Origin of the sequence: Yoonia litorea (genome assembly GCF_900114675.1) — a bacterium.
In the GTDB taxonomy this organism is placed as follows: Bacteria; Pseudomonadota; Alphaproteobacteria; order Rhodobacterales; family Rhodobacteraceae; genus Yoonia; species Yoonia litorea.
In genome coordinates this window covers 17323-39119 of record NZ_FOZM01000005.1, presented here as the reverse complement: position 1 = coordinate 39119, position 21797 = coordinate 17323, and the positions used below count along the sequence as shown (strand labels likewise).

21 protein-coding genes are annotated in these 21797 nt (G+C 55.7%); 10 read left to right on the top strand and 11 right to left on the bottom strand.

Annotated elements, in window-relative coordinates:
- The first annotated feature begins 17 nt into the window (after positions 1–17).
- From BM316_RS16125 to mrdA, 7 genes are all read left to right on the top strand, one after another.
- Positions 18–581 (top strand): EF-hand domain-containing protein, encoded by a 564-nt coding sequence (locus BM316_RS16125; RefSeq protein WP_090210812.1) that lies wholly within the window; start codon positions 18–20, stop codon positions 579–581.
- A gap of 15 nt (positions 582–596) precedes the next feature.
- Positions 597–1064, top strand: a complete 468-nt coding sequence (locus tag BM316_RS16120; RefSeq protein ID WP_090210697.1) for a rhodanese-like domain-containing protein — start codon at positions 597–599, stop codon at positions 1062–1064.
- A gap of 124 nt (positions 1065–1188) precedes the next feature.
- Positions 1189–1593: a DUF6010 family protein gene (locus BM316_RS16115; protein ID WP_090210695.1), complete on the top strand. Its 405-nt coding sequence runs from the start codon at positions 1189–1191 to the stop codon at positions 1591–1593.
- 40 nt (positions 1594–1633) lie between these two features.
- Positions 1634–2257, top strand: a complete 624-nt coding sequence (locus tag BM316_RS16110) for a TVP38/TMEM64 family protein (RefSeq protein ID WP_242649941.1) — start codon at positions 1634–1636, stop codon at positions 2255–2257.
- Between the two features lie 77 nt (positions 2258–2334).
- Complete coding sequence (petA, locus tag BM316_RS16105; protein ID WP_090210810.1) at positions 2335–2898, top strand: ubiquinol-cytochrome c reductase iron-sulfur subunit; 564 nt, start codon at positions 2335–2337, stop codon at positions 2896–2898.
- Positions 2899–3032: 134 nt separating this feature from the next.
- Positions 3033–5384, top strand: coding sequence for a heavy metal translocating P-type ATPase (locus BM316_RS16100; protein ID WP_090210691.1), 2352 nt, complete (start codon positions 3033–3035; stop codon positions 5382–5384).
- 13 nt (positions 5385–5397) lie between these two features.
- Complete coding sequence (gene mrdA / locus BM316_RS16095; RefSeq protein WP_278246883.1) at positions 5398–7335, top strand: penicillin-binding protein 2; 1938 nt, start codon at positions 5398–5400, stop codon at positions 7333–7335.
- A gap of 40 nt (positions 7336–7375) precedes the next feature.
- Here mrdA and lgt read toward each other — a convergent pair whose 3' ends face one another.
- The 4 genes from lgt to BM316_RS16075 form a co-directional block, all read right to left on the bottom strand.
- Positions 7376–8290: a prolipoprotein diacylglyceryl transferase gene (lgt, locus tag BM316_RS16090; RefSeq protein WP_090210689.1), complete on the bottom strand. Its 915-nt coding sequence runs from the start codon at positions 8288–8290 to the stop codon at positions 7376–7378.
- Positions 8291–8306: 16 nt separating this feature from the next.
- Positions 8307–9011 (bottom strand): DUF2182 domain-containing protein, encoded by a 705-nt coding sequence (locus BM316_RS16085; protein ID WP_242649939.1) that lies wholly within the window; start codon positions 9009–9011, stop codon positions 8307–8309.
- Between the two features lie 44 nt (positions 9012–9055).
- The gene (locus BM316_RS16080; RefSeq protein WP_090210687.1) at positions 9056–9547 is read right to left on the bottom strand and encodes a disulfide bond formation protein B; all 492 of its coding nucleotides are present in this window, start codon (positions 9545–9547) and stop codon (positions 9056–9058) included.
- Positions 9548–9655: 108 nt separating this feature from the next.
- The gene (locus BM316_RS16075; protein ID WP_090210685.1) at positions 9656–10984 is read right to left on the bottom strand and encodes an APC family permease; all 1329 of its coding nucleotides are present in this window, start codon (positions 10982–10984) and stop codon (positions 9656–9658) included.
- 256 nt (positions 10985–11240) lie between these two features.
- On the opposite strand from BM316_RS16075, the gene BM316_RS16585 reads away from it, so the two are divergent.
- Positions 11241–11414 carry a zf-HC2 domain-containing protein gene (locus BM316_RS16585; protein ID WP_110577553.1) on the top strand — a complete coding sequence of 58 codons (174 nt, stop codon included), beginning with the start codon at positions 11241–11243 and terminating at the stop codon, positions 11412–11414.
- Positions 11415–11470: 56 nt separating this feature from the next.
- On the opposite strand, the gene BM316_RS16070 is transcribed toward BM316_RS16585, so the two are convergent.
- Complete coding sequence (locus BM316_RS16070) at positions 11471–12694, bottom strand: multicopper oxidase family protein (protein ID WP_242649938.1); 1224 nt, start codon at positions 12692–12694, stop codon at positions 11471–11473.
- Between the two features lie 224 nt (positions 12695–12918).
- On the opposite strand from BM316_RS16070, the gene BM316_RS16065 reads away from it, so the two are divergent.
- Positions 12919–14982, top strand: coding sequence for a protein-disulfide reductase DsbD family protein (locus BM316_RS16065; protein WP_090210684.1), 2064 nt, complete (start codon positions 12919–12921; stop codon positions 14980–14982).
- Positions 14983–15041: 59 nt separating this feature from the next.
- Here BM316_RS16065 and cueR read toward each other — a convergent pair whose 3' ends face one another.
- Both cueR and BM316_RS16055 read right to left on the bottom strand, forming a co-directional pair.
- Positions 15042–15431 (bottom strand): Cu(I)-responsive transcriptional regulator, encoded by a 390-nt coding sequence (gene cueR, locus BM316_RS16060; protein ID WP_090210682.1) that lies wholly within the window; start codon positions 15429–15431, stop codon positions 15042–15044.
- 9 nt (positions 15432–15440) lie between these two features.
- Positions 15441–17951 (bottom strand): heavy metal translocating P-type ATPase, encoded by a 2511-nt coding sequence (locus tag BM316_RS16055; RefSeq protein WP_090210680.1) that lies wholly within the window; start codon positions 17949–17951, stop codon positions 15441–15443.
- A gap of 157 nt (positions 17952–18108) precedes the next feature.
- On the opposite strand from BM316_RS16055, the gene BM316_RS16050 reads away from it, so the two are divergent.
- A complete protein-coding gene (locus BM316_RS16050) occupies positions 18109–18303 on the top strand; it encodes a heavy-metal-associated domain-containing protein (protein ID WP_090210678.1) in 195 nt (64 codons plus the stop codon).
- Here BM316_RS16050 and BM316_RS16045 read toward each other — a convergent pair.
- The 4 genes from BM316_RS16045 to BM316_RS16030 are packed head-to-tail and all read right to left on the bottom strand — an operon-like array spanning position 18300 to position 21796.
- Complete coding sequence (locus BM316_RS16045; protein ID WP_090210676.1) at positions 18300–19019, bottom strand: DsbA family protein; 720 nt, start codon at positions 19017–19019, stop codon at positions 18300–18302. The genes BM316_RS16050 and BM316_RS16045 overlap by 4 nt on opposite strands.
- A gap of 11 nt (positions 19020–19030) precedes the next feature.
- Entirely contained in the window at positions 19031–19507 is a 477-nt protein-coding gene (locus BM316_RS16040) for a c-type cytochrome (RefSeq protein ID WP_090210674.1), read from the bottom strand.
- Positions 19504–20892 carry a multicopper oxidase family protein gene (locus BM316_RS16035; protein ID WP_090210672.1) on the bottom strand — a complete coding sequence of 463 codons (1389 nt, stop codon included), beginning with the start codon at positions 20890–20892 and terminating at the stop codon, positions 19504–19506. The genes BM316_RS16040 and BM316_RS16035 overlap by 4 nt, the downstream gene beginning before the upstream one ends.
- A gap of 13 nt (positions 20893–20905) precedes the next feature.
- Positions 20906–21796, bottom strand: coding sequence for a cytochrome c (locus BM316_RS16030; protein ID WP_090210671.1), 891 nt, complete (start codon positions 21794–21796; stop codon positions 20906–20908).
- Between the last annotated feature and the right edge of the window lies 1 nt (position 21797).

Below are 21797 nucleotides of genomic sequence, written 5' to 3'. Positions count from 1 at the left end.
GACTGAAAGGAATGAAAATGCCTAGAAAACGTACTTTGATTGCTGCTGTTGTGATTTCCGCAGGTGTTACACAGGCCGCTATTGCCAACGAAGATCATGGCGCTGGTGCCGATCAGGGCATGGATATGATGACACAATCCGGCGGTCCCGGAAGCATGGGTATGGGCGGCGATCCCGCGATGATGGATATGATGCAAATGATGATGCGCATGCATCAGTCCATGATGGGCGGTCACGGTCAGATGGGTATGATGTCCGGTGACGATCGCATGGGAATGATGGACAGTGACATGATGTACATGATGATGCCTGGCGGCGATCCAGAGAACATGGCACCCCATATGGAGGTCAAGTTGGAAGAGTTTGACGCAAATGCAGATGGTGTCTTGACGCTTGAAGAATTCGAGGCGCTGCACACAAATGCTGTACGTGACCGTATGGTTGACCGGTTTCAGCACCTTGATGCGGATGCCGATGGCCAAGTCACCCAACAAGAGATGCAAGCGGCAGGTCAAAGGATCGGCGCCATGCGTCAAGCGCCGGCAGGTGGGGCTGCGGATCATCACGGGAATGACAATTGATGCAAAGGACCAAGCATGATGAACCATATTAATCGCCGCAGGGCTTTGACCGCGCTGGCCGCCATGGTGGCCGCACCGTCAGTCGGCTTCGCACAAACTGCAGATGTCTGGTCAGTTGGCCAAACATATGACGGCCTGATCACCGATCAAATCCGTTTAATCGATATACGCTCACGGGCAGAATGGGCAGAAACGGGCATTGCAGAAGGTGCATGGCCTATCAGTCTTCATGAAGACCGCTTTTCAGAACGGCTGTTTGCCGCGCGTGAGCTTGCAGGTGGACGACCGGTTGCGCTGACATGCGCAACAGGCGGCAGATCCGGCAGCGTGATGCGCAGCCTGCGCCAGGCTGGTTATAGCGGGTTTATTGATGTCTCAGAAGGAATGTTGGGCTCGTCTTTGGGGCCTGGCTGGATTGCGGCCGGCCTTCCAATCGTTGATTTGGAATTAGCGCTGGCGACGCTACCAGAGGTGCTTGCCTGAAGCGCGAGGCTGGCAAAGCATCCGTCCTGCCATATCGGCTGCCACAATGCTGGAAAATAGTGCTTGACCTTACATCCGCTGGAAGCATGAAGACGGGCTTCATCACTCAGCTTGAAAGATGGGAATGCAGTCTCAAATTCATATCCACCGTCCAGCCATTGTTGGCGGATTTCTGTTTCTCCTTTCTGCCCCAGTGCACTTGGTGGTCAGTGAGAGTGTTTCGGTAGCGATTGCGGCCATGACACTTGCGCTGATTGGTGGCGCATATATCGGCTTTGGTGCCAGTGCGCAGGACATCCGGACAATGGTGCTGGAGCTTTTGGTCGCCATCCTGTTCGGGATGGCGGCCCTCGCCGGTCTATTGTGGCACTGGATCGCAATCCCGCTTGGTTTGACGTTCCATGCGCTCTGGGACTTTCTACATCACAGACCCATCATTGGCGCACCGGTTCCGCGTTGGTATGTTCCATTCTGCGTGGTTTATGATCTTTTGGCCGCCCTGTTTTTGGTGGTGCTCTATGCGTTCTAGGACTGATCGTCTACGCAACGTTGGCTTCGGGATCTTGATTATGGGTGCCATCGCTGCAATCGGATCATGGGTCCTTGGCTACATGCCCGAGATCAGCAGGGAGACTATTGAAAGCTGGATAGCCGCCGCCGGACCATGGGGGCCGTTGCTGATCATTGTCTTGATGATGGTCGCAGTCGTGGCCAGTCCAATTCCTAGCGCACCTGTTGCATTGGTCAGCGGTGCAGCTTTCGGCCATGTCGCTGGTGCCATTTACGTTGCAATTGGGTCGGAATTGGGTGCCTTGATGGCTTTCCTGATTGCCCGCTACCTCGCGCGTGATCAGGTGGAGAGCTGGCTTGGAGAGAAGGCAAACTATGGTCTTTTGGGATCTCAGAACTGGCTCATGCTGACGGTTTTTGGCTCTCGATTACTACCCTTCATCTCATTCGATGCGATGAGCTATGCGGCTGGGTTGAGCCGATTGCATTTGTGGCGCTTTCTTGTGGCCACGCTGGTGGGAATTTTGCCGGCAAGTTTTGTGCTTGCACACTTCGGTGCAGAGGCCATGTCAGGTGAATTCGGTCGAGCGGAATGGATTGTTTTGGGTTTGGGTTTGATGACGGCGACCCCACTTATCATTGGTGCCCTTTGGCATCGAACTGGCCGGGCAAAAGTGAGTTAATGGAGCATCACTGTCAGTCCTGACGGTGTCAGCAACGCTATTGACCTTCCTGCGTGGGAATGGCCGAAAAGCGAATCATGGAAATTGATCGTTCAGTGAACCCCGCGCGACGCGACTTCTTGTACTATGCAACTGCAGGTGCAGGCACCGTCGCAGTCGGTGCTGCAGTCTGGCCCCTCGTCAACCAAATGAACCCCTCAGCCGACGTGCTAGCATTGTCGAGCATTCGTGTTGATGTCTCTGCTGTCGCGCCAGGTACGCAGCTGACGATCATGTTGGCGGGCAAACCGGTTTTTGTCCGCCATAGAAGAGAAGAAGAGATTGCGCTGGCCCGGTCCGAGGCGGTCACCGACCTGCCTGATCAGGATGCCAGAAATCCCAACCTTTCTGATGGTGACCTCGCATCCGATGAAAATCGTGTTGTGCCTGGACATGACGCATATCTTGTCATGATTGGGGTCTGTACGCATCTTGGCTGTGTCCCGCTTGGGGATGGGGCTGGTGATTTTGGGGGTTGGTTCTGCCCTTGCCATGGCTCACACTACGATACGTCCGGTCGCATCAGGAAGGGCCCGGCACCTGAAAACCTGCATATTCCAAAGATGACCGTATCTGATGGATTGGTTTTGACTTTGGGTTGACCGACAAGATGGCATGACCTCGTTTTCCAGCCTTCCTGTTACGAATTGATACATATGCAGTAGGGTGGCTGTCTTGACCTTCCTGTCGCTGGAATGACTAGCTTGCGGGGTGTCAGACACGCGAGGGGCAAACCATGGCGAACGATCACCAGCACTCACACGGGCACGCTCATGCCCACGATCAATTTCCTGAGGGCACAGAAACCGCGACCGATCCCGTCTGCGGCATGACCGTTGCCATAAACGCAGACACCTTGTATTTCGACTATGGTAGTGAGCGGTATTATTTCTGCTCGGAGAACTGCGAAACCAAGTTTGGAGTGGATCCGTTCTACTACGCATCGGGCAATGCCCGAAAAACAGGAATGGTCGCGCCGTCTGGGACGGAATGGACTTGTCCGATGCATCCAGAGATCGTTCGGGACGCGCCCGGTGCCTGCCCGATTTGCGGTATGGCGCTTGAACCTACTGTGCCATCGGATGAGCCGTCTGAAGAGCTGACTGACTTTACCAGGCGGATGTGGATAAGTGCTTTCGCTGCTGTACCTTTGGTGATCTTGACCATGGGCGAACTGTTTGGCTTACCGGTTCGGGACTGGATCGGACATCAAACAGCCGTCTATGTTGAGTTCCTCTTGGCGACGCCGATCATTCTCTGGGCGGCGCTTCCCTTTTTCAGAAGGGGTATCGACTCGATCAGAAATGTCTCGCCAAACATGTGGACGCTGATCGCACTGGGTGTTGGTGCTGCGTATGTCTATTCGCTTGCAGCAACCTTCCTCCCCGGGATTTTCCCTGACGAATATCGCACTGGTGAAACCGTTGGCACCTATTACGAAGCTGCGGTCGTCATCGTGGCGCTGGTCTTTGTTGGGCAAGTGCTGGAGCTTCGTGCCCGAGAGCGGACAGGTGATGCGATCCGTGCATTGTTGGACCTTGCGCCCAAGACCGCCCGTCGCATTCTGCCAGACGGCACTGAATACGACGCGCCATTGGAGCATATTGTGGAAGGCGACATGCTGCGCGTGCGGCCCGGCGACAGTATTCCGGTTGATGCCGAGGTTGTTGAGGGCGTCTCATCAGTTGATGAAAGCATGATCACCGGCGAACCGCTGCCCGTTGAAAAAAATGAAGGGGATCGCGTTACTGGCGGTACGCTGAACAAGAACGGATCAATGGCCATCCGTGCCACGCAAGTTGGTGCAGATACTGTGCTGTCGCAAATCGTCGATATGGTGGCGGGTGCCAGGCGCTCTCGTGCCCCAATTCAGGGTTTGGCGGATCGGGTGTCATCGGTTTTCGTGCCAACAGTTGTGGTGATCGCAATCGTATCCTTTTTCGTCTGGCTCTCGTTCGGTCCTGACCCTGCTTCGGCCTTTGCAATTACGTCTGCCGTTTCGGTCTTGATCATCGCTTGCCCATGCGCCCTCGGGCTGGCTACCCCGATTTCTATCACCACCGCGGCAGGGCGTGGCGCGCAGGCCGGTGTCTTGATCAAGGATGCTGAGGCCCTCGAGCGGATGGCAAAAGTAGACACGGTCATTGTTGACAAGACCGGAACACTGACCCAAGGGCGGCCGAAGCTGACTGATGTTGTCGTGGTCGGGGATCAAACCGAGGACCAGGTACTAGCTCTTGCAGCTGCGCTAGAGCGGGGATCTGAACATCCTTTGGCTGAAGCCATTGTTGAAGGTGCGCAATCTCGTGGTCTGTCTTTGGGTCGCACGACAGGGTTTGAGGCAATCACAGGCAAGGGCGTCAAGGGTCAGGTCCAGGATCATCTGGTGGCGCTTGGAAACCCGGCCATGATGCAGGAACTTGGGGTTGACTATGCACTTGCCGAAACAGCCGCCGACGATCTTCGGTCGGAAGGCAAGACGGCGATGTTTGTTGCGATTGACGGCCGGTTTGCAGGGATTGTTGCCGTGGCTGATCCTATCAAAGATACGACCGCAGGTGCCATTGCCGAACTTCACCGCCTTGGTTTGAAAGTCATTATGGCAACAGGGGACAACCAGAAAACAGCGGAGGCAGTCGCTCGCAAGCTTGGTATTGATGAGGTGCATGCCGGTGTTCTGCCAGAAGACAAGAAAGATCTGGTCGCAAAGCTGCGACAGGGCGGCGCACAAATTGCGATGGCCGGCGATGGTGTGAATGATGCCCCTGCCCTCGCAGCGGCTGATGTCGGCATCGCCATGGGCACGGGTTCGGATGTCGCCGTTGAAAGCGCCGGGATCACACTCTTGGGTGGTGATCTTGTCGGCCTTGTTCGTGCACGAAAACTGGCAAAAGCGACCGTTCGCAACATCAAGCAAAACCTGTTTTTTGCATTTGCATACAACACAGCGGGTGTCCCTGTCGCTGCTGGCATCCTTTATCCTGTCTTCGGGTTGCTATTGTCGCCGATGATTGCTGCAGCAGCCATGAGCCTTTCTTCTGTCTCGGTGATTGCAAACGCCTTGCGATTGCGTCGCATTCAGCTTTAGGTGGCCTCTTCCCGTGGTGCGGCGCGCAAAGGATCAAGCTCTCCAGTTTCGCCAGGTTTCTCGGCGTGCATTGATCGTGGGTATCGGCCAGGTGGGCATCTTGGGCATCATTGGTTGGCGAATGCGCTCTCTGCAAATCGAAGATGCGGATCAGTACAGGCTGCTGGCTGAGGAAAACCGGATCAACATGCAACTGATCCCACCGTCGCGCGGAATGATTTTTGACAGAAACGGTGCGCTACTTGCCGACAATGAACAGAATTACCGGCTGGTGATCACCCGCGAAGAGGCAGGAGATCCTGTCGAGGCCATCGCGCGACTGGCCAATGAGATTGAGCTAGACCCTGACGACATTGGGCGGGCGCTTTCCGAGATGGAACAAAAGGCGCCGTTTATTCCAGTTACACTCAAGGAACATATGTCTTGGGAAGAGGTCGCATTCATCAACATCAATGCCCCTGCCCTGCCCGGCATACGCTCAGAAGTCGGGCTATCGCGTCACTACCCATTTGGTGCGGACCTTGCGCATGTGGTCGGCTATGTCGGACCGGTAAGCGATTACGACCTCAGCCGCACGAACGACCCCGATCCGCTCTTGCGGATACCAAGGTTCCAGATTGGTAAAACCGGTGTCGAGAATAAGCTGGAGCAGTCGTTGCGTGGAAAGGCCGGATCCCGACAGGTTGAAGTGAACGCCAGCGGGCGGGTCATTCGGTCGCTCGGTCAGATTGACAGCGCCGCGGGCGAGGACGTTCAGCTTACAATTGATACCTCTTTGCAAAGCTACGCACAGGACCGTCTTGCCGGGGAAAGTGCCAGTGCGATTGTGATGGACATTGAAACCGGAGAATTGCGTTGTGTGGCCTCCGCGCCGACGTTTGATCCGAACCAGTTCGTGCGGGGAATCTCTGTCGAAAACTGGTCGGCTTTGAACGAAGATCCTTACCGACCACTGGCAGCCAAGGCGTTTCAAGGGGCCTACCCACCCGGCTCGACATACAAGATGATCGTGGCACTCGCGGCACTTGAGGCCGGTGTCATTGGACCGGAAGAAACCGTTTATTGCCCGGGATTTGTAGATGTCGGCGAAACACGGTTCCATTGCTGGAAACGGGGCGGGCACGGGAATGTCAACTTGCACGAGAGTCTGAAGCAATCTTGCGACAGCTACTATTATGAGGTCAGCCAGCGTGTCGGGATTGATGCGATTTCTCGGATGGCCCACAGATTTGGCATTGGCGTGCGGCATGAATTGCCGCTCTCAGCCGTCGCGCAAGGACTTAACCCTACGCGAGAGTGGAAACGCGATGTGCGCGATGAAGCCTGGCGTGTCGGCGATACTGTGAATGCATCGATTGGCCAAGGATATGTTCTTGCCTCACCCTTGCAGCTTGCGACGATGACGGCTCGTCTTGCATCGGGCCGAAATGTAACACCACAACTGGTCAAGTCAGGTGTCGGTCCAGATCCATGGCCGGTTTCTACGGCACTGCCAATTAACGAAAATGCGCTTAGGCGCTGTCGTGCTGCCATGGAAGACGTTGTCAACCACAACAGAGGGACGGCGTATCGCTCCCGTATACTCACACCGGAACACAGGCTTGCGGGTAAAACAGGGACCAGTCAGGTACGCCGGATCACGCCTGAAGAGCGCGCGCTCGGCATTATCGATAACAAGGATCTGCCGTGGGCACGCCGCGATCATGCGTTGTTTGTGGGATACGCCCCCTTCGATAGCCCGAAATACAGTATTGCCGTTGTGGTCGAGCATGGTGGCGGCGGATCAAGTGCTGCCGCTCCGATTGCACGGGATATCATGCTGCAAGCATTGTTTGAGGGCCAACCGCCGCTTGAAGCTTACCCCGAGGGTCAAAGGTCACAGATATCGGAGCAGCAACGGCGTCTGCGGCTCCGTGCGATGTCGCCAAACCAAGCCCGTGACCGCACATAGCGTTGATGCCAAGACGTTTTCACAAATGCTGGCTGGGACGCTAAGTCTGCCCTTTTCGTGCATCTATCTTGCGATTTCGCATTGAAAGAACGAGCAGTGCGACCCCAAACAGCGCCATTGGAACAGACAGGGATTGACCCATAGTGATGCCCCAATCGCCTGCGCTCAGCACATGGCCGATTGGGTTTCCTGGGCCGACGAACTGAACGTCCGGCTGCCGAAAGAATTCTACGATAAAGCGTGAAAGACCATATCCGATCAAGAAGATGCCGGTAAGCATGCCGGGTGAGCGCAACCAACCGCGCCGCCATGCCAAGAACAAGAGCAGCGAGCCAAGCAACAGTCCCTCTAGGGCAGCCTCATAGAGTTGGGATGGATGTCGGGCACAAATGCCAACGATGTCCGGACAAGTTTGTGCTGCCTCACCGGGAAAGACGACACCCCACGGCACATCGGTAGGGCGCCCCCACAACTCATTGTTGGTGAAGTTCGCCGACCTGCCCAGAAATAGACCCGGTGGGGTCGCAATCGCCAATAGATCGGCGGTCGGTAACAGTGCAAGGCCACGACGGCGGCAGAAAATGATTGTTGCGATGACCACACCAAGAAAGCCCCCATGGAAAGACATGCCGCCTTGCCAAACCTTGAGCACTTCCAATGGGTTCTGCAGATAGAATTCTGGCTGGTAGAATGCCACAAATCCTAGCCTCCCTCCGATGACTACGCCTGCGACGATCCAGACAAATAGATCCTCCAGCTGTTGCTTGGAGAATGGAGGGCCAGTTTGGTCCCATAAATTGGTCTGCTTGATTGCTCTGGAACAGATACGCCACCCAATGAAAAGACCTATGATGTATGCGAGCGCATACCAGCGCAACGCAAATCGAAAACCTCCAAGTTCCACCGCAAATAGCTCAGTTCCAATATCTGGGAATGGTAGAGAAGCGATCATCATTCGGCGCGAACAGTTTCTATTGAATTAGTGTAAGCACGCCCCACGCGATAAGGCCAAAACCGAGTGGCCGCGTGAGGTATCGCCCTACCTGGGGCAGCTTTTCCAACGTCATCATCACTGTCGCTCCGCCCATCCAGATCAGGTCCATGACACCCCCCACAAAACCGATGACCATGAGCCCCCAACAGCAAGCAACGCAATAGGCGCCGTGGTGCAATCCCATATAGACACCACCGGAAAACCCTGTTCGCCAATGCGCAAGAAACTGGAAAGTTGGGGACCTGCAATGATCCAGGCATCGGTCCTTGAGCGCGGTAAACTGATATGCACCGGCAGAAAGCAGCAAAGCCGCTGAAAAGTATCTGGATACAGATTGCCCCATCGCGGTCAGCAAACCGACCTCGATCAGCGTATATTGCGCAAATGCTATCAGCCCGGCAAATCCTACCCATACGACGAAAAAGCCCAAAACGACCCCGACGGAACCTGCCCTGCTACCATTCGCAGAAGTGATCAGGTCTTCGTAGGCGCGCATCGTTGGGACAAAGGTCGGGCCCATCATGGCTGCCATCATGATCGCCCACATTGAAAATAGGCCAAGGTACTGGCTGGGCATCATCGACATAGGGGCAACTGTCATGCCGAACATGACCCACCAGGCCCAAAGCACGATGGCAAAAAAGCCCAACCAGAAGGTGTTTCTTAGAATACTTTGCTGCAAAAAGTGGCTCCTAAACCGCGTGCGCCCCAAGCAGGTACTGACAGCTAGACAGCTGTCCGAGAACGACCAGCCGCAACAATTGCGGCGACCCAAAGAGCAGTGATCACGAGGCTGAGGATTGCGTTCCAGCTGGCCATCGAGAGGGTGAGGAATTCCCAAACTACTTCGTCACAAAGCACCATGTTCAGTGGCTCAGTTGTGGACAGTAGTTGATCAGCGGTCATGTTTGCCATGTCCCCGGCATCGCCGCTACAGGTGGTTGGACCTTCCCACCAGTCGCGTTCCACACCGGTATGATAGAAGCCCAGGGCAGCCGTTGCGGCCGCCGCACCTGCACCCAAAAGGTAAACCGCGCGGTACCGCAAACCGACAAGCACAAGCAATCCGATCCCAATGGCTATGCCGTGCGGATAGCGCTGCCAGATGCACATTGTGCAAGGCGCGTAGCCAAGGGCCTGAAAGAACCATGCCCCCGACAACAAAAGGAGTGAGCCGGTCGCGGCCAAAAGTGCGATCTGATGAGGTTTGTGCGCCATTTTCCGGTTCCTATGAGAGGAAAAATTTTGTGTGAAAATGGCTTACTGACCTCGGATCGTCCATGTCTGGAAGGTCCCCAATGCAAAGAATATTGTAATGAATTGTATTCAGCGATGCGCTTCTTCCCGCACGGGGGCCGTCCAGCGAGAAAGGTAGATCCTTTGCAACAAAAAGACCGCAACGATTGATACGACGGCGATTGCCACAATGACGGGATCCGACCTCAACTTCATCGTCGTAAACGCCGCGAGAACAACCGCATCCAAGACAAGCGCGGTCAAGATGATCAAACCTTTCGCGTCGATCCTATCACGCATAAATCGCCATACGCCCCAATGAACAATCATATCCATCACTAGATAAAAGAAGGCGCCGAGTGATGCGATCCGGGACAAATCAAAAAATACGGCCAATACGGACGCGATCACCACCGTGTACACCAGCATGTGGCCTTGAATTGGGCCCGACATCCCAAAATGACGGTGCGGAATCATCTCCATGTCAGTCAACATGGTCAACATGCGTGACACGGCAAAAACGCTGGCCAAAACGCCGGAGGCTGTGGCGACGGCCGCCAGAAACACAGTGAAGTAAAACCCTGCTTGCCCAAGGACTGGCGCTGCAGCTTCAGCAAGAGAATAGTCCCTTGCCGCAATGATCTCTTCAATCGTCAGGCTTGAACCCACAGCAAACGCGACAAGTAAGTACACAACGACACAAATAGCTATTGAGATCATAATTGTGCGCCCGACATTTCGGTGAGGATCTTCTATCACACCACCGCTGTTGGTGATCGTCGTGAACCCCTTAAACGCAAGAATTGCGAGAGCTACCGATGCCACAAACCCGACAGCGTCACCATCGAATGATGCCTGTGCTTCAACCGCGAAGCTAATCCCACCCGCCCAAAGTGCTGCGATACCAAATAGTGCGATGCCACCAATCTTTAGGAATGCCATGACAAGTGAAATTATGCCAACTGACCGGCTTCCAAACTTATTCACGACAAACGCGAATGCGATCACACCGACAGCAAGAATAGGCATAAGCGGCCCATCTGAAATGCCGAACGGTCGCAAGACATATGTGGCAAACGTCCGCGCGACGAGGCTCTCTGCAATGACCATAGATATCGCCATCAAGAGTGCTGCCGCAGCAGCGATAGCGCCCGGTCCATAGGCCTTTTGCAAGATCATGGCGATGCCACCGGATGAAGGCCATGCGTTTGACATCTTGATGTAGCTGTAGGCGCTAAAGCTGGTGACAGTTGCACCGGCGATGAAAGCCAATGGAAAAATTGGGCCGGCAAGCTGCGCAATCTGACCGGTAAGTGCGAAAATACCAGCACCGATCATAACACCGGTTCCCATTGCCACCGCTCGGCTCAGGCTGATCAGTTCATTGCTGTCGGAATTCATTGAATGATCGTGGTCCATCGGTTCTGGTTCGCCTTGGGTTCTGCCTGTTTGTAGTCACCACCATAGAACTGCGGACAATCTTGCATAACCCGTCCAGGCAATGCGTTTTGTATCTATATGTAAACTTGAAAGCGGCCAGTCTGAGTAGATATTAAGATCAGCCGCAATATGGATACCCTGATAAGACCACGCAGTGTTTTCATCTGTCCGGCTGAAACTGCGCCTTCTCGATAAGTTAGGGAACGCTAGCTGAACCAGTTTTTGGAGCGTATATTTGATAGCGGATTGCGACAGATTAAGCGCCTTCTTGGATGGTGAGTTAACCTATACGGAAGCCAAGAAAATTGAACATGCCTTGGCGGCGGATCCACAACTGTGTGCTCAATTCACCCAGTTGGCCGCAGCCGACGCTTTGGCCCGCCAGGAATTCGCGGCTATGCTGGAATAACCAGCATCAGCTCAACTGATCGATGCAATTCGGCGGACACCCCTGTCTAAGCCTCGCTAGGCGACCTGCAGCCAGGTCGCCATCCCGTCCTCTTGATGGCTGAGCATATGGCAATGGAACAGCCATGCACCGGGATTGTCGAGAACACACAGTATTTCGCGCGTATCTCTCGCCTCAACGAGCGTCGTATCACGCAGAACGGTCGGTGCCCCGTTTATATCGGTTTCCCAGAAATGGTGACCGTGAAGATGGATACCGTGTGCAAATGCCGTCTCATTCCGCAGCCGGAGGAGGACGGTTTCACCCCGTTTGGCCGCGAGAAGAGGCATGCGTGGCAGGCCACTGACGTCGTTGAAAGCCCAGCCACCAAAGCCTCCGTGCGGCGGTCCGCCGGCGCCGCCTTGCATGACAAGATCAACGCTCTGTGACACCGGGCCGGGCCTTGGCAAGCGGTTTAAGGGAAGTGGCGGAATTGGGCTGACCCTTTTCTGCCGCGAACCGGATATCGCGATCCTTGTCAGCGGAATGGGATCAACCAGTGTTGTCTCTGACAACACCACCTCGCCGACGACGTCCCCGATGACGTCAACCCGTTGGCCAGGCGCGATCACCAGTTCGTCGACAGGCAAAGGATCTGCCAGTGGCATCCCATCAATCGCCATGATCAGTCCTGACAGCCCATCAATTGTGACCCTGAATACCCGGTCGACAGCAGGGTTGATGATACGCAGTCGCACACGCTCACCCACCTTTACGTCTGAACGGGATGCAAAAGCCGTCATCATATTCCCAAGGCGGCCCTCCGTCGTGTAGTGCGACGGATCAAACATACTCTCGAAATGTCCCTCCACATCTGTAAGGATATCAAATAGCTGGACAGTGATATCCTGATCGATATCGGGCGGGGTATGCTCGGTCACGATCAAGGGGCCGAAGAGACCGCGGCTGACCTGATCAAGCGAAAGATAATGCGAGTGATACCAAAATGTCCCCGCATCCGGCACTGCAAAGCGGTAGTCAAAACTACCGCCCGGGATCACCGCATCCTGTGTCAGGACATTCACGCCATCCATCGCGTTCGGCAATCTGATGCCGTGCCAATGGATCATTGTGCCCTCTTCCAGCGCATTCTCTAGCCGCACCGAAAGCATCTCGTCCTGTCCTACTCTGATTTCAGGACCAGGAACTGAGTTGTTGAAGCCCGACATTGCGATCTGCTTGCCGCCGATATCAAGATCAACAGGCGCGGGGCGCAAGACAATGCGACCCCCGTCAGCCAACAAAGGCTGCGGACAAAAGGCGGTCCCAAGACCGATCAACACTTGACGACGATTTACGATCTTTCTCGGCCTTGTTTTGTTGATCCCTACCCCGTTCGGAAAACATAGGTCGCTTCGAACCAAAAGTCATTTTTGTCAGACATTTTGATACATTTTGGACCTCTCAAATCCATGCCGCGAGGTATATCCCCATACGTAGCACCTCCAAATGAGCGAGCTTAGCAATGCGGGCTTTTGGCCGCCTATTTCTTCTGAACGTCGTGGTTGTTCTCTGGGCAACCGTCCTGCCTGCGGCGGTGTCGGATTCCTACACATCCTTGGGTATCGATGCGCGGCTGATCTCGGTCGAGAACGCTGTTCCGCCGAACGCAACGACACTTTCACTTGGTCTTGATCTGCAGCTCGGGGAAGGATGGAAGGCCTATTGGCGATCGCCGGGCGAAGTTGGCCTTCCACCGGAAATCTCGTGGGACGGCTCTGAAAACCTGGCGAATGCGCATATCCTCTGGCCAGCACCTGAACGATTCACGGCGTTCGGGATTGAAAACTTTGGCTATCGTGATCGTGTCGTGCTGCCGATCGAGATTCAATTGAAGGATCCGGGCGCGCCTGCCTCTCTTGCCGCGAATGTGACCTTGCTGACATGTTCGGACATCTGCGTTCCGCATGACTTCTTGCTGACATTGTCTCTGCCTGCGGGCGTCGGGATCGATCTGACAGCAGGGGACCTGATCACCGAATTTGCAAGCAAAGTACCGCTCGACCACGCGGCAAGCGATATCTTAATCGAAACGGCGGTCATAACCGATGATGCGCTTTTTGTGACCGCACGCTCAGAAAATCGCTTTGTCGCGCCAGATGTTTTCCCTGAAATGGGCCCCAGCTTTACCTTTGGCCAACCAGACATCAGAACCAACGGCGCGGGAACCGAACTTTGGGCAAGACTGCCTCTTTATGCACGCGATGCTGAGATCCCCCCGATATCAGTCACGCTGACGGATAATACACGCGCCGTAACCGCCGCCCCAGCCTGGTCGCAGGAGGTTCCACAACCGCCCTTCGCGCTGGCGCAATCTTTGCCGGATGCGGCGCAGATCGCGACAATCGCCATATTCGCCTTGCTTGGCGGGTTGATCCTGAATGTGATGCCATGCGTGCTTCCCGTTCTTTCCATCAAGCTTGCTTCGGTCATAAACCAACGCGACAAACCAAGGGGGCAACTTCGCAACAGTTTCCTGATGTCCGCGCTGGGTGTTCTGACGTTCATGTGGGTCCTGTCTGCGATAATCCTGCTGCTTCAGGCCATCGGGGTCACAGTGGGCTGGGGTCTGCAATTCCAAAGCCCGATTTTCCTCGCTATAATGTTTTTGGTATTGGCCATCTTTGCGGCCAACCTGTTTGGTGTCTTCGAGGTTTCTCTCCCCTCTGAACTCCAAACGCGGATGGCTCGTAGCAGTGGGCGCGCGGGCTATGCAGGTGATTTTGCCACTGGTGCCTTTGCGGCGGTGCTGGCAACGCCCTGTTCTGCACCATTTCTAGGCACTGCCGTGGCTTTTGCGCTCACGGGCCGTCCGATAGATGTCGTGGTCGTATTTACGGCTTTGGGTCTTGGCCTCGCGTCTCCCTACTTGCTCTTTGCTTGGCGTCCTGGATTAGTCCGGTCTTTGCCAAAGCCCGGCCGTTGGATGCATGTCGTCAAGTGGATCCTCGGCTTTCTACTCGCGGCCACAGCCGTCTGGCTGCTGTGGGTTCTCAGTGGGGTAGCCGGACGGATGGCAGCGTATCTAGTCTCTGGTGTTGCGGTTCTCTTTGTCACGATCGCGGCAGTTCCAAAGATCGGCAGTTTCACACGCGCGGGAATGCTGACGGCAATTGCAATTCTTGGTATTGCATTGCCCGCAACCGGCGCTGGACCCGTAGAAGCGCGACAAATCGGTCAAGATTGGGTTGTTTTCGACCAGAGCGAAATCCCGCGGCTGGTCTCGCAAGGAAAAACAGTTTTTGTCGACGTCACCGCCGATTGGTGCCTGACCTGCAAGGCAAACAAGGCGCTCGTGCTTGATCGTGCTCCCGTTTCAGTTCGACTTGCCGAAGATGATACTGTGGCGATGCAAGCTGACTGGACCCGCTCTGACCCTGCCATCTCGCGCTATCTGGAGACCTTTGATCGATTTGGCATACCGTTCAATGTCGTCTACGGACCTGCCGCGCCAGAAGGGCTGATCCTTTCCGAAATTCTGACCAAAGACGCCGTAATGAACGCATTGGAAGCCGCCTCGGTACGGTAATCCCTTCGTGGAACAAGGCGCCCGCAAGCAGCCCGACTTTCAAATGACGTCAGTCATCATCAAGTGTTGCCGGAAAGATCTTTCAGGATCGGACAATCAGGCCGATGGTCGCCGTGACATGTCTCGATCAATTGCGATAGTGTTTCCCGCATTGACTTCAGCTGCGCAATTTTATTGTCAATCTCCGTGAGATGCCCTTCAGCCACAGCCTTGACCTGCGCGCTTTCCCGCGACTTATCCTCATACAGATCCAACAGGATGCGGCAGTCTTCGATTGAAAAGCCTAGCGCGCGTGCCCGCCCGAGAAATGCCAGTTTGTGGATGTCGCTTTCGCGAAAACTGCGGTACCCGTTTGCACTGCGCAACGGACGCACGAGCGCGATATCTTCGTAGTAACGAATCGTCTTTGCTGGCAATCCAGAGCGTTCAGATACTTCACCAATGTTCATTTTGAGCTCCTATTCAGCAGGTTGCGTCATCAATTGTGCAGAAGACTGCTCTCGTGCCGCAACTTCCGGCATTTTGGCTTCGATGCGGCGCAGACGCAGGGCATTCGTCAATACCGAAACGGAAGACAGCGCCATCGCCCCTGCGGCAAAGACAGGGGAAAGCAGCAACCCGAATGCGGGATAGAGCACGCCTGCCGCAACAGGGATCAGCGCAACGTTATAGCCAAATGCCCAAAGCAGGTTCTGATGGATGTTGCGCATCGTCGCCTGTGAAACCTCAGCAGCATTCACGACGCCACGCAGGTCACCTGACATCAAAACCACATCGGCACTTTCAATGGCAACGTCGGTGCCGGTGCCAATCGCAATGCCAACATCAGCATGCGCAAGGGCTGGCGCATCGTTAATGCCATCACCGACAAACGCGACCTTGCGCCCACCTGCCCGCAAAGTTTCGAGCGCGGCAACCTTGCCGTCAGGCAAAACCCCAGCAATGACCTGATCAATGCCCACTTCGCGCGCAATCGACTCGGCCGTGGATTGCTTGTCACCGGTGATCATGGCGACCTTCAGCCCGCGGTCATGCAATGCGGCAACGACGCTTGCGCTTGATGCCTTCACCGGATCGGCCACAGCGATAACCGCAGCAAGTGCGCCATCAATAGCGGCAAAAAGCGCGGTCTGTCCTTTTTCGGCCAACCTGCGTTCGGCGTCTTGCAGTTCCGTGATATTGATATCTTGTTGGGCCATGAAACGGTCTGCGCCAATCAGGACATTGCGGCCTTTGACTGTGGCTGCGACGCCAAATCCGGTGATCGACCTGAAGTCAGTCGCATCTGGATAAGCAACCCCTTCCGCAGCGGCAGAGCGTACAATGGCTTCTGCAATGGGGTGTTCTGATTGTGCTTCGACCGCTGCAATCAGGGACAGTGTCTCAGCCCGATCAAAACCATTTGCTGTGATCAGATCAGTCAGCGTTGGCCGTCCGGCAGTCACCGTTCCGGTCTTGTCAACGGCCACAACCGTGACGTCATTGAGATGCTGCAACGCGTCACCCTTTCGGAACAAGACGCCCATTTCAGCAGCGCGCCCGGTTCCGACCATGATTGATGTCGGGGTCGCAAGGCCCATCGCGCAGGGGCAGGCAATGATAAGGACCGACACACCGGCAACCAATGCGAAAGTCAATGCTGGGTCCGGCCCAATGAGCAGCCAGACAATGACGGTGACCAACGCAAGAACGAGTACCGCAGGCACGAACCACATTGTCACGCGGTCGACCAACCCCTGAATTGGCAGCTTGGCCCCTTGCGCCTCCTCGACCATACGAATGATCTGGGCCAAGGTCGTATCGGCACCAACGCGGGTTGCAGCGAAGGTCAGGCTACCGGTGCCATTGACGGTACCACCAGTCACCGGGTCATCAATGCCTTTCGCCACGGCAAGGGGCTCGCCCGTGATCATGCTTTCATCGACGTTGCTTGATCCTTCGACGACGGCGCCATCCACAGGAATACGTTCACCGGGGCGGACCAAAACAAGATCCCCAATTTCTAGTGCGTCGATTTCGACCTCTTGGGTCTGACCATCGCGCACGACGCGCGCAGTCTTGACCTGCAAACCCAAAAGGGCCTGGATCGCGGCGCCGGTCCTGCCCTTCGCACGGGCCTCGAGCCAACGCCCCAGAAGGATCAGGACAACGATGACAGCCGCAGCCTCAAAATAAACGGCGCGCACACCTTCTGGCAGCAGTTGGGGAAGGAATGTTGCCACCACCGAATAAGTCCATGCTGCACCCGTTCCCAAAGCAACCAGACTGTTCATATCCGGTGCACGACGCAGGAGCGCGGGTATTCCTTTGGCAAAGAACCCCCAGCCCGGACCAAAAAGCACCACGGTGGCAAGGGCGAACTGAATCAACCAGGATGCCTGCATACCGATAGTACGAACGATCAGATCATGGAAGCCGGGGATTGTGTGTGCGCCCATCTCCAAAACAAAAACCGGAACGGTCAGAATCGCGGCAAAGATAACGCGCGCAAACAAAGCTTTGGCTTCATCGGCTTTTCGCTCTGACCTCGTTGCCTGCGAGTCCGCCTTAGCGATGTCCGCCGCATAGCCGGCATCGCCGCTAGCTTTGCGCAACTCTTCGGACGTCGTCGCACCTGTCACAAAGACAACGGTCGCAGTCTCCGCGGCAAGATTGACAGAGGCTTCGAGCACACCCGGCACCGCCAGCAGTGCTTTCTCGAGGCGTCCGACACATGACGCGCATGTCATGGACGCGATATTCACCGTGATACGCGAAGTTCGGGCCGGGTAGCCAAGTGCGTTGAGAGCATCGACGGCACGTGGCAAAGCAGCCGGGTCGTCCAGCACAACCGTAGCCGTCTCGGTTGCAAGATTGACGGAGGCTTGGGCGACGCCGTCTGTTTTGCCAAGCCCCTGTTCAACCCGCCCAACACAGGACGCGCAGCTCATTCCTGAAATGGAAAGATTGATTGTGTTTGCTTCTGTCATCTTGCGATTCCTTTCAAAACCTTTCCGCCAATGTGGAGGTTCCAGTGACTAGAAGCTCAAGACCCTATTTTACATTTTTTCGTCTTGTATTTCGGGCATTGACCTTCCCCCTACTGGAAGCCCTAGTTCTCAAAAAAACGCTAAGAGGAGTTCGGTCATGAAATTCAGTGTTCCCGAGATGAGCTGCGGCCATTGCACCGCAGCGATCGAAAAAGGCATCAAAGCCAAGGATCCATCGGCGGTTGTTACCACCGATCTTGATCAACGTATGGTCACCATCCAAACAGGCCTGCCGGAAAGCGAAATCAAGACCGCGATCTCAGATGCCGGCTACGAGGCTTCTGCGGCCTAGTTGTTCGCACGGGCCTGGTTCACAAGACTAATCATCTGCTCTGCATTGATCAGGCCCGGCGCAAGGCTGTCACCAATGACGAATGATGGCGTGCCGCTGAAACCGATGGCACGGGCCAGGCGCATGGATGTCTGTATATGCTCTTCAATCTCAGGCGCGTTCATGTCGCGACGCAATTGGGCAATGTCCATGCCAATTTCCTGCGCAGCACGAATGACGGTCGATTCTTCTGCGCGACCATTAAGTCCCATCAAGGCCCAGTGAAATTCATCATATTTGCCCTGGTTGCGCGAGGCCAAGGCCGCACGTGCGGCAAAAACTGACCCCTCACCCAAGATTGGCCATTCGCGATAAACGACGCGTACGTTGGGGTCTGCGGCAAGCAGCGCCTCCATCTCTGGTTTCACACGCCGACAATAGGGGCAGTTGTAGTCGAAAAACTCTACGACCGTGACATCCCCGTCCGGATTTCCCAGAACGGGCGCGTTTGGATCCCGCTCAAGCGTGTCCCTCTCGACCGCCAGAACCTGAGCGGCGACCTGCGCTTGCTGCGCCTGCTGTTGTTCCTCAAACAGTTGCGCTGCCTCAAAGACAATGCCGGGATTCTCACGGATTGTTTCGAGGACCAATTCCCTGATCCGTTCTTCCGAAAGATCATCGGCCATCACCATGAATGGGGTCAGTGAAATGGCTGCAGTGATAAGCAAGTTTTTCATGATCTTTCTCCTTAACCCGCTTCTTCGGCGGCAGTTCGTTCTGCTTGAATGACACGGATGCGCTCGGGCCACGTTGATTTGATGTAGGCAAGTATGTTCCAGATGTCTTCATCACTCAGCTGTTCGCCGAAACCGGGCATCCCACTGTCGAAATCCATGCCCTGCGCGGCCAGAGTCTCCCGCCCGCCAAGCTTTGTGTATGTGAACAGAAGGCTGTCCGCGTGATGCCATGTATGGCCGCTTGCATCATGCGGTGGTGCGGGTAGCCGCCCATCCGGTCCCGGGCTCTTCCAGTTTTCTTGCCCTTCGAGATTCGCATCGTGACAGGCAGCGCAATACTGCGCGTAAAGTGTTTCCCCCGCGACCAGATCCGCTTGCGTGTCAGCAGGCGCCGCTGCGGGCACGTCATCCGATTGTGCAACAGCCACAATCGCACCAAGGGCGAGGACCACAATCGCGCCGCCGATCAGGACGGCACGCTGTCTCATGCGACAACGATCCGTGTCGTCATGCCCGACGCGGCATGAGACAACATATGACAGTGCAGCAACCACTCGCCGGGATTATCCGCGACAAATGCGATCTCTCTTGTTGTGCTTCGCTCAAGCAGTGTGGTGTCGCGCAGCGGTCCAAGAGACCCGTCATCCCCAATTTCGTGAAAGTGCATTCCATGAAGATGCATCGCATGCGGAAACGCGGTGTCGTTCCTGATCGTTAGCCGGACGGTTTCGCCCAAGCTCAATCGGGCGAGCGGTGGACCCTCCATGCCATCTACAGCGCCATTGAAGGCCCAAAATCGACCGGCATCTACAATCTCGCGCATGGATTTCTGGACGCCGCCCAGCGTGGCTGCGCGCAAGCCCCCCATCGCACCGCCCTCCATGTTCAGGGTCAAGGCCGTCGCCTCGCCAAGGTTGACGGGTGCAATATGATTCGGCGGAAGTGCCGCCGGTGCCGGTCTTGTTGTAGAAGCGCCCTCATCGCTGACGGCAAATGCGACCTGGCTGAATGCATCGCGCCGTTCAAGATAAACCAGATGGGCAAGATCACCGACATCCGCAGTCACATCGACGATAAGGTCGACACGCTGGGCCGGCCCAAGGACGATGGCTTGCGCAACTTTCTGCGGTTCAGCCAATGGCATCCCGTCCATCGCGACGATCCATCCATCAAGGCCCTGTAGCTCTAACGGGAAAATCCGCGCATTTGATGCGTTGATAAGGCGCAGGCGCAGACGCTCATTCTTTCGCGCTGGCAGCGTCAGATTGGCGATGCCGTTGGTCGTGATGTAATTGCCGATCCGGCCAGCATGGCTCAGCGCATGCGGTGCCGCGAAGTCCGGATCAAGCTGGGCGGTGTCCGGGTTGATGAGCCAGTCATCAAGAACAAGCACCTCTTCACGGTCAATGTCCGGCAGGACGGCCTCTTCCACGATCAGCGGACCATACAATCCCATCCCAACCTGCTGCGTGGACATGTTGTGGGCATGATACCAATAGGTGCCTGCATCAGGTGCCACAAAGTCATAAGTGAACGCATCGCCGGGCTGCACTGCGTCCTGTGTCAGCCCAGAAACGCCATCCATCGCATTGGCGATCCGGATACCGTGCCAATGCACCGATGTTGGCTGGGATAGCCCATTGCGCAGTGTGCGTGTAACCCGACCACCTTTTGTCACCCGTATTTCGGCACCCGGTGCGCTACCGTTATAACCCCAAAGGTTGGTTGTGCCGTATCCATCAGGCAATAACTGAACGCTGACCTCCTGCGCAGACAAGAGGTCAGCGTTTTCATCTGCGAAAGCACCATATCTGGGGAAGAACGTCAGTGCTGCCGCGGATCCAATAAGTTGGCGGCGGTTTATGTTGCCCATCGATTGAAGTGTCCTAGCTATTCGCATCCAAGATGAAAGTCGCCATCGCGTTCAAATCATCATCGCTCAAGAAACGGGTTCCATGCTGAACGACCTCGGCCATAGAGCCACCAAAGACATCTCCAGTCGGCGTAATCCCTGACCGCAAGGCATATGCCAGGTCATCCGCGCTCCACCCTTCCGCGATCAGATCTGCCGCCAGGATCGAGGGCGCCTTGCCCCCGACAGGAAGATCCGCGTTGCCCGTGAATCGTTCAGCAACAATCCTCGCGCCAAGCACATTCCTTGGCGTGTGACAGGCGGCGCAATGGGTAGCGCCATTCACAAGTTCCTTGCCGCGGTTCCATGCATCGCTTTTTGTTGGATCGGGGTCAGTATTCGGCGTGCCAAGAAAGGCAGCGCGCCATAGTTTCAAGCCCCAGCGCTGGTCAAACGGGAACGCCACATCATGTGAAGGCGCGGCTTCGGCGACCGGTGGGACCGTCTGAAATGCTGCCCAAAGATCGGCAATATCCTGATCCGAGAAATTCGCATAAAAAGGGTAGGTAAAGGTCGGGTAATAGGGTTCGCCATCAGGCGAGATGCCTTGCCGAACCGCACGCGCGAAGTCTTCAGCGCTCCAATTTCCCATGCCGAATTCAGGGTCCGTCGTCAGGTTGGGCGGATAGAATGTTCCAAAATCCGTTCTGAGCGGCGCACCGCCGGCCAGCGGGGCACCACCCTCTTCCGCATTTGTATGGCACGCGATACACCCGCTCGCCCGCGCAAGATAGGCACCTCGGGTCACATCACCAACGACCGGGATTTCTGCAACTTTGGCACCAATCGGCCATACATATGTTGCCGCCGCAGTGCCAATACCGGCGACAATGACCGTCGCGGCAATCCAGCCAAAAACACGCACG

Coding starts and splice junctions, on each gene's coding strand:
- BM316_RS16075 (WP_090210685.1), bottom strand. CDS start 10,984: ATGGACCACGATCATTCAATGAATTCCGACAGCAATGAACTGATCAGC.
- BM316_RS16050 (WP_090210678.1), top strand. CDS start 18,109: ATGAAATTCAGTGTTCCCGAGATGAGCTGCGGCCATTGCACCGCAGCG.
- BM316_RS16115 (WP_090210695.1), top strand. CDS start 1,189: ATGCAGTCTCAAATTCATATCCACCGTCCAGCCATTGTTGGCGGATTT.
- BM316_RS16040 (WP_090210674.1), bottom strand. CDS start 19,507: ATGAGACAGCGTGCCGTCCTGATCGGCGGCGCGATTGTGGTCCTCGCC.
- BM316_RS16100 (WP_090210691.1), top strand. CDS start 3,033: ATGGCGAACGATCACCAGCACTCACACGGGCACGCTCATGCCCACGAT.
- BM316_RS16065 (WP_090210684.1), top strand. CDS start 12,919: ATGCGGGCTTTTGGCCGCCTATTTCTTCTGAACGTCGTGGTTGTTCTC.
- cueR (WP_090210682.1), bottom strand. CDS start 15,431: ATGAACATTGGTGAAGTATCTGAACGCTCTGGATTGCCAGCAAAGACG.
- BM316_RS16125 (WP_090210812.1), top strand. CDS start 18: ATGCCTAGAAAACGTACTTTGATTGCTGCTGTTGTGATTTCCGCAGGT.
- petA (WP_090210810.1), top strand. CDS start 2,335: ATGGAAATTGATCGTTCAGTGAACCCCGCGCGACGCGACTTCTTGTAC.
- lgt (WP_090210689.1), bottom strand. CDS start 8,290: ATGATGATCGCTTCTCTACCATTCCCAGATATTGGAACTGAGCTATTT.
- BM316_RS16080 (WP_090210687.1), bottom strand. CDS start 9,547: ATGGCGCACAAACCTCATCAGATCGCACTTTTGGCCGCGACCGGCTCA.
- BM316_RS16035 (WP_090210672.1), bottom strand. CDS start 20,892: ATGGGCAACATAAACCGCCGCCAACTTATTGGATCCGCGGCAGCACTG.
- BM316_RS16110 (WP_242649941.1), top strand. CDS start 1,634: ATGGGTGCCATCGCTGCAATCGGATCATGGGTCCTTGGCTACATGCCC.
- BM316_RS16055 (WP_090210680.1), bottom strand. CDS start 17,951: ATGACAGAAGCAAACACAATCAATCTTTCCATTTCAGGAATGAGCTGC.
- BM316_RS16045 (WP_090210676.1), bottom strand. CDS start 19,019: ATGAAAAACTTGCTTATCACTGCAGCCATTTCACTGACCCCATTCATG.
- BM316_RS16120 (WP_090210697.1), top strand. CDS start 597: ATGATGAACCATATTAATCGCCGCAGGGCTTTGACCGCGCTGGCCGCC.